The organism is Martinezella sp. CNPSo 3957 (genome assembly GCF_057784395.1).
The window spans coordinates 230,424-244,561 of record NZ_JBXSOU010000006.1 but is presented as its reverse complement, the minus strand read 5'-3'; the positions used below and the strand labels follow the sequence as shown (position 1 = coordinate 244,561).

The 14,138-nt window shown below is 61.6% G+C and carries 13 protein-coding genes; 8 read left to right on the top strand and 5 right to left on the bottom strand.

The features are described 5' to 3' along the window. Positions 1–2: 2 nt before the first annotated feature. The 3 genes from hutU to hutI are packed head-to-tail and all read right to left on the bottom strand — an operon-like array spanning position 3 to position 4,478. Positions 3–1,688 carry a urocanate hydratase gene (gene hutU, locus AC13QE_RS16875; protein WP_481412063.1) on the bottom strand — a complete coding sequence of 562 codons (1,686 nt, stop codon included), beginning with the start codon at positions 1,686–1,688 and terminating at the stop codon, positions 3–5. 1 nt (position 1,689) lies between these two features. Then, the gene (gene hutH, locus AC13QE_RS16870) at positions 1,690–3,225 is read right to left on the bottom strand and encodes a histidine ammonia-lyase (RefSeq protein ID WP_488484511.1); all 1,536 of its coding nucleotides are present in this window, start codon (positions 3,223–3,225) and stop codon (positions 1,690–1,692) included. Beyond that, entirely contained in the window at positions 3,222–4,478 is a 1,257-nt protein-coding gene (hutI, locus tag AC13QE_RS16865) for an imidazolonepropionase (RefSeq protein ID WP_488484510.1), read from the bottom strand. The genes hutH and hutI overlap by 4 nt, the downstream gene beginning before the upstream one ends. Before the next feature lie 101 nt (positions 4,479–4,579). On the opposite strand from hutI, the gene AC13QE_RS16860 reads away from it, so the two are divergent. Both AC13QE_RS16860 and hutC read left to right on the top strand, forming a co-directional pair. After that, positions 4,580–5,923: a formimidoylglutamate deiminase gene (locus AC13QE_RS16860; protein ID WP_488484509.1), complete on the top strand. Its 1,344-nt coding sequence runs from the start codon at positions 4,580–4,582 to the stop codon at positions 5,921–5,923. A 79-nt stretch (positions 5,924–6,002) separates the two neighbouring features. Continuing rightward, positions 6,003–6,722 carry a histidine utilization transcriptional repressor HutC gene (hutC, locus tag AC13QE_RS16855; protein ID WP_041678008.1) on the top strand — a complete coding sequence of 240 codons (720 nt, stop codon included), beginning with the start codon at positions 6,003–6,005 and terminating at the stop codon, positions 6,720–6,722. Between the two features lie 16 nt (positions 6,723–6,738). Here the strand turns inward: hutC and AC13QE_RS16850 are convergent, their stop codons facing one another. Then, on the bottom strand, positions 6,739–6,891 hold the full coding sequence (locus AC13QE_RS16850) for a hypothetical protein (protein ID WP_165915281.1): 153 nt from the start codon (positions 6,889–6,891) through the stop codon (positions 6,739–6,741). A 312-nt stretch (positions 6,892–7,203) separates the two neighbouring features. Between AC13QE_RS16850 and AC13QE_RS16845 the strand changes: the two genes are divergently transcribed. The 6 genes from AC13QE_RS16845 to AC13QE_RS16820 all read left to right on the top strand — a co-directional run bounded on the left by AC13QE_RS16845 (position 7,204) and on the right by AC13QE_RS16820 (position 13,063). Then, positions 7,204–7,818, top strand: a complete 615-nt coding sequence (locus AC13QE_RS16845) for a single stranded DNA-binding domain-containing protein (RefSeq protein ID WP_488484508.1) — start codon at positions 7,204–7,206, stop codon at positions 7,816–7,818. Continuing rightward, a complete protein-coding gene (locus AC13QE_RS16840) occupies positions 7,819–8,079 on the top strand; it encodes a hypothetical protein (RefSeq protein WP_488484507.1) in 261 nt (86 codons plus the stop codon). It abuts the gene before it with no gap. A 167-nt stretch (positions 8,080–8,246) separates the two neighbouring features. After that, on the top strand, positions 8,247–9,605 hold the full coding sequence (locus tag AC13QE_RS16835; protein ID WP_488484506.1) for an Nramp family divalent metal transporter: 1,359 nt from the start codon (positions 8,247–8,249) through the stop codon (positions 9,603–9,605). A 133-nt stretch (positions 9,606–9,738) separates the two neighbouring features. After that, positions 9,739–11,595, top strand: coding sequence for a peptidoglycan DD-metalloendopeptidase family protein (locus AC13QE_RS16830; protein WP_488484505.1), 1,857 nt, complete (start codon positions 9,739–9,741; stop codon positions 11,593–11,595). 175 nt (positions 11,596–11,770) lie between these two features. Then, positions 11,771–12,403 (top strand): TetR/AcrR family transcriptional regulator, encoded by a 633-nt coding sequence (locus AC13QE_RS16825; RefSeq protein ID WP_488484583.1) that lies wholly within the window; start codon positions 11,771–11,773, stop codon positions 12,401–12,403. 282 nt (positions 12,404–12,685) lie between these two features. Next, positions 12,686–13,063: a DUF427 domain-containing protein gene (locus AC13QE_RS16820; protein ID WP_488484504.1), complete on the top strand. Its 378-nt coding sequence runs from the start codon at positions 12,686–12,688 to the stop codon at positions 13,061–13,063. Here the strand turns inward: AC13QE_RS16820 and AC13QE_RS16815 are convergent. Beyond that, complete coding sequence (locus AC13QE_RS16815; RefSeq protein WP_488484503.1) at positions 13,060–14,130, bottom strand: ABC transporter ATP-binding protein; 1,071 nt, start codon at positions 14,128–14,130, stop codon at positions 13,060–13,062. The two genes, AC13QE_RS16820 and AC13QE_RS16815, sit on opposite strands and share 4 nt — an antisense overlap. Positions 14,131–14,138 lie beyond the last annotated feature (8 nt).

Genomic DNA, 14,138 nt, shown 5'->3' with positions numbered 1-14,138 from the left:
GCCTAGTTCCCCAGGATGGCCGGCAGGCGCAGGCCCTGCTGCTTAGCCCAGTCGAGCGCGATGTCGTAGCCGGCATCAGCGTGGCGCATGACGCCGGTTGCCGGGTCGTTCCAGAGAACGCGCTCCAGGCGCTTGGCTGCATCATCCGTGCCGTCGGCGCAGATGACCATGCCGGAGTGCTGGCTGAAGCCCATGCCGACGCCGCCGCCGTGGTGCAATGATACCCAGGTGGCACCCGATGCGGTGTTGAGCAGAGCGTTGAGCAGCGGCCAGTCGGAAACGGCATCCGAGCCGTCCTTCATGGCTTCCGTCTCGCGGTTCGGCGAGGCGACCGAGCCGGAGTCGAGATGGTCGCGGCCGATGACGACGGGCGCTTTCAGCTCGCCGTTCCTGACCATTTCGTTGAAGGCGAGACCGAGGCGGTGGCGATCGCCGAGGCCAACCCAGCAAATGCGCGCCGGCAGACCCTGGAAGGCGATGCGCTCACGGGCCATGTCGAGCCAGTTGTGCAGATGCTTGTTGTCGGGCAGCAGCTCCTTCACCTTGGCGTCGGTCTTGTAGATATCCTCCGGATCGCCCGAGAGAGCGGCCCAGCGGAACGGACCGATGCCGCGGCAGAAGAGTGGACGGATATAGGCCGGCACGAAGCCCGGGAAAGCGAAGGCGTTTTCAAAACCCTCTTCCTTGGCGACCTGGCGGATGTTGTTGCCGTAGTCGAGCGTCGGCACGCCGGCATCCCAGAAGGCGACCATGGCTTCGACATGCACCTTCATCGAGGCGCGCGCTGCAGCTTCGACGGCTTTCGGATCGCTCTCGCGCTTCGCCCGGTGTTCGGCCACCGTCCAGCCGATCGGCAGATAGCCGTTCAGCGGATCGTGAGCGGAGGTCTGGTCGGTGACGATATCCGGGCGCGGACCGCCGGCCTTCATACGCTTCACGAGTTCCGGGAAGATCTCGGCGGCATTGCCGAGCAGGCCGACGGACTTGGCTTCGCCAGCCTTCGTCCACTTGTCGATCAGGGCAAGCGCTTCATCGAGCGTCTTTGCCTTCTCGTCGACATAGCGGGTGCGCAGGCGGAAATCGATGCGGGTTTCGTCGGATTCGACGGCGAGGCAGCAAGCGCCGGCCATGACAGCCGCCAGCGGCTGTGCGCCGCCCATGCCACCGAGGCCGCCGGTCAGGATCCACTTGCCCTTCAGGTTGCCGTTATAGTGCTGGCGGCCGGCTTCGACGAAGGTTTCGTAGGTGCCCTGCACGATGCCCTGTGTGCCGATGTAGATCCACGAGCCGGCCGTCATCTGGCCGTACATGGCAAGGCCCTTCTTATCCAGCTCGTTGAAGTGATCCCAGGTCGCCCAATGCGGCACGAGGTTGGAGTTGGCGATGAGCACGCGCGGCGCATCCTTGTGGGTGCGGAACACGGCGACCGGCTTGCCGGACTGCACAAGCAGCGTCTCATCCTCGTTGAGCGTCTTCAGCGTCGCAGCGATACGGTCGAAATCGTCCCAGGTGCGGGCGGCACGGCCGATGCCGCCATAGACAACCAGCTCGTTCGGGTTCTCCGCAACGTCCGGGTCGAGGTTGTTCATCAGCATGCGCAGCGGCGCTTCGGTCAGCCAGCTCTTGGCGTTGAGCTCCGGACCACGAGGCGCGCGGATTTCGCGGATATTATGGCGTGGGTTGGTCATGTCACATCTCCAAGGAGGGCAGGATGTCGGTTGAAATCGAGGCATTAAGGGCGCCGGAACCGACGAGGTCCGCGGCGGCCTTCAAGTCGTTCGCCATGTAGCGGTCCTCTTCGAGCGACGGCACAGCGGCGCGGATCGAAGCAATGGCAAGGGTCAGTTCCGGGCTGGTCGTCAGCGGCGCGCGCAGCTCGACGCCCTGGGCAGCGGTCAGCGCTTCGATGCCGATAATGGCAAAGAGGTTTTCGGTCATCTGCAGCAGGCGACGGGCACCATGGCAGGCCATGGAGACGTGGTCTTCCTGGTTCGCCGAGGTCGGTGTGGAATCGACCGAGGCCGGATGCGACATCTGCTTGTTTTCAGACATCAGCGCGGCGGACGTCACTTCGGCGATCATCAGGCCGGAGTTCAAGCCCGGCTTCTTGGCAAGGAACGCCGGCAGGCCGTAGCTGAGCGCGGGATCGACGAGCAGCGCGATGCGGCGCTGTGCGATCGCGCCGATTTCGCAGACGGCGATGGCGATCTGGTCAGCTGCGAAGGCGACGGGCTCGGCATGGAAATTGCCGCCGGAAACGACGGAATTGTCCGAAAGCACGAGCGGATTGTCTGTCACGGCATTGGCTTCGATTTCGAGCGTGCGGCCGACGGAACGCAGAAGGTCGAGGCAAGCGCCATCGACCTGCGGCTGGCAGCGGATGCAATAGGGGTCCTGCACACGCTCGTCGCCTTCGATATGGCTTTCGCGGATCACCGAGCCGGCCAGCAGGCCGCGAAGGGCGGCGGCGGTATCGATCTGGCCCTTATGACCGCGCAGCGTATGGATATCCGGATGGAACGGGGCGGAAGAGCCCATGGCCGCATCCGTCGACATCGCTCCGGTGATGAGAGCGGCCTGTGCGGCACGATGGGCGCGGAAGAGACCGGCAAGCGCAAGCGCGGTCGACACCTGCGTGCCGTTGATCAGCGCCAGCCCTTCTTTGGCAGCAAGCACGACCGGCTTCAGACCTGCCTTTTCGAGCGCTGCCGCGCCAGAGAGCTGCTCACCGGCATGGAAGGCCTCGCCATGACCCATCATGACAGCGGTCATATGCGCGAGCGGCGCCAGATCACCGGAAGCGCCAACCGAGCCCTTTTCGGGGATGACGGGCACGACGCCCTTTTCAAGCATGCCTTCGATCAGCCGTACCAGCTCCAGCCGCACGCCGGATGCGCCGCGGCCGAGCGAAATAAGCTTCAGCGACATGATGAGGCGAACGACGTTCTCAGGGAGCGGTTGGCCGACGCCGCAGCAATGCGAGAGGATGAGATTACGCTGCAGCGTCGCGACATCGGCACTGTCGATCTTGATCGACGCCAGTTTGCCGAAGCCGGTATTGATACCGTAGACCGGCGCGTTGCCGGCAGCGATCTCCGCGATGCGGGCCGCGGCCTTGGCAATGCCGGCATCAAAGGACGCATCGAGCTTCGCCGGCTCACCGCTCCAATAGATCGTCGCCAGCTGTTGCAGCGAGACGGAACCCGGATGGAGAACGACGGTCATCGGTTGAACCTCTTTCCCTTGAAAACATGTGCATGGAGCGGATTGAAGCCGATGCGGTAGACAAGCTCCGCCAGGCTCTCGACATCCCAGATGGCAAAATCGGCCGACTTGCCGGCCTCGAGCGTGCCGGTTTCTGACAGCAGACCAAGGGCGCGGGCGCCTTCGCGCGTCGCGCCGGCAATGCATTCCTCGACCGTCAGGCGGAAAAGGGTGGCAGCCATGTTCATGGTCAAGAGCAGCGAGGTCAGCGGCGAAGTACCGGGATTGGAGTCCGTGGCAATCGCGATCGAGACGCCCGCATTACGCAGGGCCTGAACCGGCGGCTTCTGCTTCTCGTTGATGGCATAGAAGGCACCTGGCAGCAGCACGGCAACCGTGCCAGCCGCTGCCATTGCCTTGACGCCATCCTCATCGAGATATTCGACGTGATCGGCTGACAAAGCACCATAGGAGGCGGCAAGCTTGGCACCGCCGAGATTGGAAAGCTGCTCCGCATGTAGCTTCACCGGAATACCGAGCGACTTGGCAAGATCGAAGACGCGAGCGATTTCCGCCGTCGAAAAGGCAATCCCCTCGCAGAAGCCATCAACAGCATCGACAAGACCTTCGGCATGCGCCTGTTTCAAGCCGGGCAGCACGACATCAGTAATATAGTCGCCGTTGCGGCCCTTGTACTCCACCGGGGTCGCATGCGCACCGAGATAGGAGGTGACGACGCGAACCGGTCGGACTTCTTCGAGCCGACGCGCGGCCCGCAGCATCTTCAATTCGGATTCAATGTTGAGGCCGTAACCCGACTTCACTTCGATCGTCGTTACGCCTTCGGACAGCAGCGTGTCGAGGCGCGGCAAGGCAGCAACAACAAGCTCGTCCACCGATAGCGCCCGCGTCGCGTTGACGGAGGAAACGATGCCGCCGCCGGCACGGGCGATTTCTTCGTAGCTCGCGCCTTCTAGCCGCATCTCGAATTCGCGGGCGCGATTGCCGCCATAGACGATATGCGTGTGGCAATCGACGAGGCCGGGGGTCACCCAGCGCCCTTCGAGATCGATGATTTCAGCGCCTGATGTATCAGGCAGATCGGCTTCAGCGCCGACAAAGACGATACGGCCGCCCTTGGTCAGGATCGCGCCCTTCTCGATCGTGCCGAGCCGGGCTTCGCCCTCTTTCAAGGTCGCAAGGCGAGCATTGCGCCAGACGCGGGTTGCGCCGTCGCTTGCCTTACCATCTTCGGAAAATTTGTTCCCACCCATTAGCTTTACGCCTTTCCTCGTTGGCTCATAATGTATATACATAATCGAAAGGCTGACAAGAGGGATTTTGGACTCCGCGTCCGAAAGGAAAGGGTGAGACCATGACGAGACTTCATGCACGCACGGCTTTGCTTGCCGACGGATGGCACGAGAATGTGCGATTGACCCTCGAAGACGGCCGCATCGCCGAGATCGCGACCGATGTCGCTCCCGAAGCCGGTGATGACAGGCAGGATGTTCTGGTTCCGGCGATGCCGAACCTGCACAGCCACGCCTTCCAGCGCGCCATGGCCGGCCTTGCCGAAGTCCGCGGCCCGGCCAACGACAGCTTCTGGAGTTGGCGCACCGTCATGTACAAGTTCGCCCTGTCGATGACCCCGGATCATGTCGAGGCCGTCGCCGCGCAGCTCTATATGGAAATGCTGGAAGCCGGCTTCTCCCGCGTCGGCGAATTCCACTATCTGCACCATGACAAGGACGGCAGGCATTATGCCAATATCGCCGAACTGGCCGAGCGCATCGGCGCCGCCAGCACTGAGACCGGCATCGCGCTGACTCTTCTACCCGTCTTCTATGCCCATTCCGGCTTCGGCGGCGCCGCTCCCATCGAGGGCCAGCGCCGCTTCATTAATTCGATCGAGAGCTTCGAGGCGCTGATGGCCGGCTGCCGTACGGTCACCAGCCGCCTCCCCGGCGCCGAACTCGGCATCGCGCCGCACAGCCTGCGCGCCGTGACACCGGAAGAGCTGGCCAAACTCGTGCCGATCGCCGGCGACGGACCGATCCATATCCACGTCGCCGAGCAGGTGAAAGAAGTGGAGGACTGCATCGCCTGGTCGGGTGCCCGCCCGGTGCAATGGCTGCTCGACAACGCTCCTGTGAACGAGCGCTGGTGCCTGATCCACGCCACGCACATGACTGAGGATGAAACCCGGCGCATGGCTAGGAGCGGCGCAGTCGCCGGCCTTTGCCCGATCACCGAGGCCAATCTCGGCGATGGCGTCTTTGCAGCACCGCTCTTCCTCGAAGAAGGCGGCCGCTACGGCGTCGGCTCGGATTCCAATATTCTGATCTCCGTGCCTGAGGAGTTGCGGCAGCTCGAATATTCGCAGCGCCTGGCGCTGCGTGCCCGCAACGTCATCGCCACGACCGGCGGTTCGACCGCCCGCATGCTGTTCGACGGCGCGCTGGCGGGCGGCGGCGCGGCTCTGAAGGCGCCGGCCGGTCTTGCCGTTGGCAACCATGCCGACATCGTTTCACTCGATGTGAGTGCCGTGCCCTATCTCTCCGGCGACCGTATTCTCGATCACTGGACCTTCGCCGGCGGCGTCAAGGTCGATGGCGTCTGGGCGCTGGGCCGCAAGCAGGTCGAAGGCGGCCGCCATCGCAAGAGAGAGGAAATTTCGGCGCGATTCCGCCAGGTTATGGCCGAGCTGATCGCTTAAAAGCCGCTTTTCCTCCCCTAAATTGGCCCCTAAATAACCTGCGGGAGATCCAATGTCTCACACGGAACAGACGGACGGTATGACCACAGGCAAAGAGGCGACCCTCCATCAGCGCATTCTCAGCGATATCGAGGGCCGGATCGTCTCCGGCGCCTGGCCTCCGGGGCATCGCATTCCATTCGAGATGGACCTGGCGGAGCAGTATGACTGCTCGCGCATGACGGTAAACAAGGTGCTGACCCAGCTTGCCCGCGCCGGCCTGATAGAGCGGCGAAAGCGCTCGGGCAGCTTCGTCACGCATCCGCAGGCGCAATCCGCCGTGCTTGAGATTCACGACATCAAGTCCGAGGTCCTGTCGCTCAACCTGCCCTATTCGCACCGGCTGATAAAACTTGCCGAACGACGCGGACGGCCGGAGGACGCGCGCAGGCTGCAGTTCGTCGGCTCCATACCGGTGATGGAGATCACCTGCATCCACTATGCCGGTCCGCGCCCCTTCTGCCTGGAAAATCGCGTCATCAATCTCGACGCGGTGCCGGAAGCGGCGAAGGCAGACTTCGAGACATTGCCGCCAGGCCCCTGGCTGCTCAACCAGGTGCCGTGGAGTACCGCCGAACATCAGATCCGCGCCATATCGGCCGAAAGCGACGCCGCCGCCAACCTCGATATCCAAAAAGGGACGGCATGCCTCGTCGTCGAACGGCGCACCTGGAGCGCCGCCGGCCCGATCACCCACGTTCGCCTGACCTATCCCGGTGATCGCCATAGCCTCGTGGCGCGCTTTACACCGGCAAGCTGACAGTTGCCCGCCCCGATTAAGGACGCTGCGGCGACTCTGTCGGCGGCGGAATGAGGCTGTCGGATTGACGGACAGGCGGAGCGGGATCGACCAGCAGGATACTGAGCGCAATCAGAACCAGTGCCAGAATCAGCAGGATTCCGATCAGAAGCGGGCGAATCGCGGTCATTTCGTTCTCCAATCTCCCCAGCCCAGCGCCAAGCGCGATAGGGAATTCGAGATAACCAGCGCAGTCTAACGGTAAACGTTAAGCAATGCTTGATGTTCTGCGAAAAAATGGGCCTTTTCCCGGAATTTCTGCCCGCGCCGGACGAGACGGCAATCTCACGCTTGTTTGAATGGTGAGTGATGGAAGCGGCGCATAGGATCGCGATATCGATGGCTTCGAAGCCGTTCCGTGGCTTCCGTCGATCAATTCCAACCTTCTCATCAAGCACGACCGGCGCATCGCTCGGCCGATATCTCAAGGGAGACTCCACCCATGGATCGCAAACGTCTGATCGCGGCTGCGCTGACGCTCTCCGTCGCCACGCTTGCCTCGTTTCAAAGCGCCGAGGCCGCCGAGCGGGTAAGGGTGCGCGGCACCGTGGAAAGCCTCGATGGCGACACGCTCAAGGTCAAGTCCCGCGACGGCAAGGACATTACTGTTGCACTGAAATCCGGCTGGAACGTCGGTGGCGTCATCAAGGCCGCAGTCAGCGACATCAAGCCCGGCGATTTCGTCGGCATCGCCTCGCAGCCGACCGATAGCGGCATCAATGGCGCGATCGAAGTTGTCATCTTCCCGGCCTCGATGAAGGGAACGGGCGAAGGCGACCGCCCTTGGGATTCAGCGCCGAACAGCTCGATGACCAACGCCACGGTCGCCAATGCCGTTACCTCGGTCAACGGCCCGACATTGACGCTCACCTACAAGGGCGGCGAACGCAAGATCAATATCCCGGATGGCACGCCCGTCGTGACGCTGACGTCAGCAACGAAAACCGATCTGAAGCCCGGCGCCGGCGTCTTCATCACAGGCGAGCAAACCGGCGAGACCGCAGTCTCCGCCGACCGCGTTGCCGTCGGCCTCAACGGCACCGTACCGCCGATGTGATTGATTGGCGGCGGGCTAGATAACGACCCTCAGCCGATCGAGCAAGGCACAATCCGAATTCCGCATATCCCGGCTGAGGACGAGCATCAACAGCGTGTTCGCCATCACGATCCTTTTTTAGTTTTTCGATCGCAAAGATCGAAACACAATCGCACCATCAACGACGCCGCCGCCTACCCCATTCGATATTCGATGGAGGGCCTGCTGCTGGATGACGGCGATCAGACAATTCTTGGCTCGTCGATGTCGGTGAACGCCTGAATAGGCTGCCTTTTTGGGCTCTATTGCGCTGCGAAAATGACCGCCGATAGGCCATCCCCCAAAAGGCAAAAAAATGCAAACCCGATTGAAATATAGCCTATTGCATAATTCTTATATCGGTCGTATTTGTTTAGTAGCATCATAGCCCGATCCTCCCGGAGCCCCGCATGACGCAAGTTCAAGAAGCTGCAGCACAGCGGCAAGCATGGCGATTTGCCGGCCGCGATGAAGACGATCGTCCGAGCCTTCCCGAAGTCAATGCCACCGTCAGGGTTCCTCATGGCGGCAGCTGGATTCGGCGCCTGATCGCTTTCGTCGGTCCAGGCTATATGATTTCCGTCGGCTATATGGACCCCGGCAACTGGGCGACCGATCTCGCCGGCGGCGCTCAGTTCGGCTATACGCTTCTAACCGTCATCATGCTGTCGAACCTGATGGCGATCCTTTTACAGGCGCTTTCGGCGAGATTAGGCATAGCCACCGGCCGCGATCTCGCACAGGCCTGTCGCGATCACTATCCGCGGCCGGTCAATCTGGCACTGTGGTTTGCCTGCGAACTCGCCATCATCGCCTGCGATCTCGCCGAGGTCATCGGCACGGCGATCGCATTGCAGCTGCTTTTCGGAATTCCGTTGATCGGCGGCGCACTGATCACCGCGCTGGACGCCTTTCTATTGCTGCTGCTGATGAGCAAGGGTTTCCGTTATCTCGAAGCGTTCGTCATCGCGCTGCTGATCGTCATTGCCACCTGTTTCGCCATCCAGATCGTGGCGGCCGCACCGCCGGTGGCAGCGATCCTCCAAGGTTTCATTCCCTCACCGGAAATCGTCACCAATCACGAGATGCTCTACATCGCCATGGGCATCATCGGCGCGACGGTCATGCCGCATAATCTCTATCTGCACTCCTCCATCGTGCAGACCCGCGCCTACAAGCGCACGGAAGAGGGTCGCCGCGATGCGATCAAATGGGCAACGATCGACAGCACGGTTGCCCTCATGCTGGCGCTCTTCGTCAATGCCGCGATCCTGATCGTCGCAGCCGCCGCCTTCCATACCAGCGGCCATTCCGACGTGGCCGAGATCGGCCAGGCCTACGAGCTGCTGTCGCCGCTGCTCGGCCTCGGCATCGCTTCCACGTTATTTGCCGTCGCGCTGCTCGCCTCCGGTCTCAACTCCACCGTTACGGCGACGCTTGCCGGCCAGATCGTGATGGAAGGCTTTCTCAGGCTCAGGATTCCGCATTGGGCAAGACGGCTTTTGACGCGCGGCCTCGCAATTATTCCGGTTGTGTTCGTCACCGCTATTTATGGTGAAAAAGGCACTGCAAACCTGCTTGTTCTGAGCCAGGTCGTTCTCTCCATGCAACTGCCCTTTGCCGTCATTCCTCTGGTTCAATTCGTCACGAATCGCGAGAAAATGGGCAGTTTCGTCATATCGAGAAGCGTCGCCGTTCTCTCGTGGGTAGTCGCCGCGATCATCCTGGCGCTGAACTTCAAACTGCTCTACGACACCATCTTCGGTTGACGAATCACCCGGAACGCGCAAATCTCGCCCCTGTGGACGATCACGGCAATTAACTGACTCGTAATATTTGCCTAGATTTCGCCATGATTTGCCCTAGTTTGGGCCCACCGCAATCTGCAGGGTTCCTCACTTCATGGCCGAAAGTCCATTGCGCGTTCAATTTCCTGCAGAAGCCGCCATCCAGGCGCGGCCGCATCATGATTTTCACATTCCATTCCTGCCGCGCTCCGCGCATCTTCGCCATCTGATCGTCATCGGCCTCGCCGGCACCGCATCCTTCGGCCTGCTCGCCACCGTGCTCTATCCCTTGCTGGCCCGTAACACGATCGAGCGCGCAACGCCGGTACGCACCGCTCAGCTCGCGCGCTCTCAGCCAGCCATGCGCAAAGCCGGCCGGCTGGCCGCGAAACAGCGTTTCGATGGCGCCCGTTTTGCGCAGGTGGCGGAAAAACTATCCAGCGGCGAAACCCGCATCTTCACCTATCATCGCACGACGCTGGTCTTCAAATCCGACGAAGCTGCCCTGGCGCGCGCAAGCGCCATCAATGCCTCCTATGGCGCAGAGCGCGCCGACAGCGAGCTATTTTCGCCCCCGTCGCTTTCGGATATCCGCCATGGCATCTATCCGCAGACAACACATTATGATGCCGTGCGCCGCTCTCGTTTTCCGGTTCGCGGCGTGCCGCTGAACGTCAGCGTAGCGCGCGCGACGACCGGTGAAACCGGCCGGGAGTTCCACAGGCTCGTCTCCATGCCGAAGGATAAGCAGGATCTTCAGGATATCCTGGCGTCTGCGGGCCTCGGCAGCGACGCCGGCGACGAGCTGCAGCGCGCGCTGGAAACCGATACGGTCTCCCCTGGCGACAGCCTGGAACTGCTGCTTGAGAAAAAAGGACCTAATGCCCGCCCGAAGCTGATCATGGCGCGTCTTAGCGGCGACAAGACGCCGGAGCGCGTCGTTGCCCGCGACGATGCCAACGGCTTCGTTCCGATGGCCAATGACAGGCTGTTTTCCACCCTCTACAGCGAAAGCCAGGCCGACGCTCCGTCTTCGACGGAGGTTGCCGCTGTTGATCTGAAAGGTGTCGACGAAAGCGATGAGCGGGCAGTCAGCGACAAGCTCGAAAGAGCCGGTCTGACCAAGGAATATGCCTCGCAGCTCGTCAAGCTTGCCAAGGCCAAGGGCATTTCTCTCACCAGCATCGACGACGCTCCCGACAGCATCGATCTGCTCTTCCGCAAGGCGGACGACGGCCGCAGTGAGCTGATGTTCATCGAATTCCACGCCGATGGCGACACGCATCGCTTCTATCTGCACAAAAACGACGGCGAAGGCCCTTCGGAATTCTACGACGAGCGCGGCCGTTCGATTGCCAAAGTGCTCGTGCATCGGCCCGTGCCGAACGGTACGCTCGGCGATGGTTTTGCCTGGCGAATCCACCCGATCCTGGGTGTGAAGAAATTCCACAATGGAGTCGATTTCCGCGCACCGATGGGCAGCCCCATCCAGGCCGGCGGCGACGGTGTCGTCGAGAAGATTTCCTGGGAAACCGGCTACGGCAAATATGTCCGCATCCGCCACGATGGCGGTTACGAAACCACTTATGCCCATATTTCGGCAACGCCGCCGGATCTGCGCGTCGGCCAGCGCGTCACCCAGGGCCAGACCATCGCCTATGTCGGCTCGACGGGCTACTCCACCGGCCCGCATCTCTATTACGAGCTGCGCGTCAACGGCCGTTACGAAAACCCGCTGACTGCGCAATTGCCTGCTGGCACCAATCTGACGGGCAAGTCGCTCGACAGCCTGCGTTCTCAGGTCAATCATGTCGAGAACATCATGAGCTATCTCGACGTTCCGCCCGCCGCCCACGGCAATGCGCCCACCGCCTTCGCCAACTTCGAGCAAGGCCCGAGCTTCGGGCCGAATTCAGGGTCAAACCTGGGGCCAAGCTTCGGGCCGAACCATTTCGGCGCACCCTCTCCTTAAACAGGCTAAAAAGCCGGCGCGGCCTCCTCCTTCCGATTCCGTCGGTCGGCAATAGCGCCTTGATGCCGAATACGGTAACAATCGTCCGGTACTTCGCCATGGAGAAGACGCTGCCGCGCACTATTTTTACCGCAGGGCCGGATATCGTCACGTGGCAATCCGTAAGGAGCAGACATTGGCGCGCAAGCCGTTGCCGGAACCGAGGAATATCGCGCCAAGCGAAAGCAGGCGTCTGCGCGCCGATGCGCGGCGCAACTATGACAAGCTGATCGAAGTAGCAGCACAAGCCTTCGCCAGCCACGGCACCGCCGCCTCCCTCGAAGATATAGCTCGCCGCGCGGATGTCGGGATCGGTACGCTCTATCGCCATTTTCCGAGCCGGGAACATCTGGTCGAAGCGGTTTATCGTCACGAGGTGGAAGCGCTGTGCGATGCCGCGGAAGAGCTCTCGCGCGAGCGCGCACCGGATGAAGCTCTGGAAGAGTGGATGAACCGCTTCGTCGGCTATATCGCCACAAAAAGGGGGATGGCCGATAGCCTGCGCATCCTTCTCAGCAGCAATTCCAAGCTTTTTGCCGACAGCTACGGCCAGGTGCCGGTCGTGCTCTCGGGCCTGATTGATCGCGCCGTCGCCGCCGGTACGATCCGTACTGATGTCGACAGTACCGACGTGCTGCAGGCATTGTCCGGCACCTATTCCATGCCCAATTCACCGGAATGGTACGACCGGTCCCGCCGCCTCGTGCGTCTGCTGATGGATGGATTGCGTTGGGGTGCCCCGAAAATACGAGTGTCGCAAAAGACCTGATAATCGGCAGGACGCTTCCTATATGCATTTGAACTGAGAACGTCAGAGTCTGGTTCTGCCGCAGCTTATGTGGCTGGCCCCTCACCCTAGCCCTCTCCCCGCTAGCGGGGAGAGGGGACGACAGCGCAAAACACACGCTGCTCCATTGGGGCGGAAGCGCCTTAATCACCGTAAAGCCCCCTCTCCCCGCGACGCGGGGAGAGGGTTGGGGTGAGGGGCCATGCAAGAAGCCGCGGCAGAATTAAACTCTGCTGACTGTCATCAAAGCTGAGGAGAGCAGGAATGTCCGAAAGACCAGTCAAGATCCCCGGTCCGGATCATCCGATTACGATCGAGGACAAGCAGGTGCATGTCACCGTCTCCGTCGCCGGCAAGGTGATCGCCGATACGCATGAGGCGTTGTCGCTCAAGGAAGCGTCCTATCCGGCCGTCATCTATATCCCGCGCAAGGATGTCGATATGTCGTTGCTGGAAAGGACCAGCCACGAAACCTATTGTCCCTACAAGGGTGAATGCTCCTATTACAGCATCCCGGCCGGCGGCGAGCGCTCGGTGAATGCCATCTGGACTTACGAAAACCCCTATGCATCCGTCAGCCGGATCAAGGACTACATGGCCTTCTATCCGGATCGCGTCGATTTGATCGACGTGAAGGCTTAAAGAGCAAGACCACTCGCGGCATCGAAGACGTAGACCTGCTCCGGGCTCACGGAGACATTCAGCGGTTGGCCATAACGCACCGGCGCTTCGCCATCGACGACGGCCGTCACTTGCTCTCCGGCGAGGTCGAAGAGCACATGCGTCTGCGCGCCAGTAGGCTCGACGAGCAGCGTCTGCCCGGTGAGCGGCGAACCGCCGCTGGCAAGGCTCAGATGCTCGGGCCTTAAACCAACCTTCACGCTTTGGCCCGACTTCACCTTGCGTTCCCCGGCAATGCGGATCGGCGTGCTGTCCTTCAGCCGCACGGCTGGCGCGCCATCGACGCCCTCGATCACGCCGTCGAGGAAATTCATGGCCGGCGAGCCGATGAAGCCGGCGACGAAGAGGTTGGCCGGCTTGCGGTAGAGCTCGATCGGCGTGCCCTGCTGCTCGATCTTACCCTGGTTCAACACCACGATGCGGTCGGCCAGCGTCATCGCTTCGATCTGATCGTGTGTGACATAGATCGAGGTGGTCTGCACCTTCTGATGCAGCGCCTTGATTTCTGAACGCATTTGCACGCGCAGCTTCGCATCGAGGTTGGAAAGCGGCTCGTCGAACAGGAAGACGGCCGGGTTGCGCACGATGGCCCGGCCCATGGCGACGCGCTGGCGCTGGCCACCGGAAAGCTGCGCCGGCTTGCGGTCGAGCAGCTTTGTGAGATCGAGCATCCGCGCCGCTTCATTGACCCGCTGTTCGATGACCGGCTTGGTCTCGCCCGAGAGCTTCAGATTGAAGCCCATATTCTCGGCAACCGTCATATGCGGGTAGAGCGCATAGGACTGGAAGACCATGGCGATGTTGCGCTCACGCGGCGTCATGGCGTTGACCACCTGCCCGCCGATCGACACGTCGCCGTCGGTGATTTCCTCCAATCCGGCGATCATCCGCAGCAGCGTGGACTTGCCGCAGCCGGAGGGACCGACGAGCGCGATGAACTCGCCATCCTCGATCGACAGCGAGATATCGTGGATGACGGTCAGCGCCCCATAGGCCTTGTGGATGTTGTGCAGTTCGACGGATGCCATGTTGTTTG

What these genes read in the sequence shown, in the direction of transcription:
- AC13QE_RS16845 (WP_488484508.1), top strand. Translation starts at nt 7,204, where the DNA reads ATGGATCGCAAACGTCTGATCGCGGCTGCGCTGACGCTCTCCGTCGCC.
- AC13QE_RS16860 (WP_488484509.1), top strand. Translation starts at nt 4,580, where the DNA reads ATGACGAGACTTCATGCACGCACGGCTTTGCTTGCCGACGGATGGCAC.
- hutH (WP_488484511.1), bottom strand. Translation starts at nt 3,225, where the DNA reads ATGACCGTCGTTCTCCATCCGGGTTCCGTCTCGCTGCAACAGCTGGCG.
- hutU (WP_481412063.1), bottom strand. Translation starts at nt 1,688, where the DNA reads ATGACCAACCCACGCCATAATATCCGCGAAATCCGCGCGCCTCGTGGT.
- AC13QE_RS16820 (WP_488484504.1), top strand. Translation starts at nt 12,686, where the DNA reads ATGTCCGAAAGACCAGTCAAGATCCCCGGTCCGGATCATCCGATTACG.
- AC13QE_RS16850 (WP_165915281.1), bottom strand. Translation starts at nt 6,891, where the DNA reads ATGACCGCGATTCGCCCGCTTCTGATCGGAATCCTGCTGATTCTGGCA.
- hutI (WP_488484510.1), bottom strand. Translation starts at nt 4,478, where the DNA reads ATGGGTGGGAACAAATTTTCCGAAGATGGTAAGGCAAGCGACGGCGCA.
- AC13QE_RS16835 (WP_488484506.1), top strand. Translation starts at nt 8,247, where the DNA reads ATGACGCAAGTTCAAGAAGCTGCAGCACAGCGGCAAGCATGGCGATTT.
- hutC (WP_041678008.1), top strand. Translation starts at nt 6,003, where the DNA reads ATGACCACAGGCAAAGAGGCGACCCTCCATCAGCGCATTCTCAGCGAT.
- AC13QE_RS16830 (WP_488484505.1), top strand. Translation starts at nt 9,739, where the DNA reads ATGGCCGAAAGTCCATTGCGCGTTCAATTTCCTGCAGAAGCCGCCATC.
- AC13QE_RS16815 (WP_488484503.1), bottom strand. Translation starts at nt 14,130, where the DNA reads ATGGCATCCGTCGAACTGCACAACATCCACAAGGCCTATGGGGCGCTG.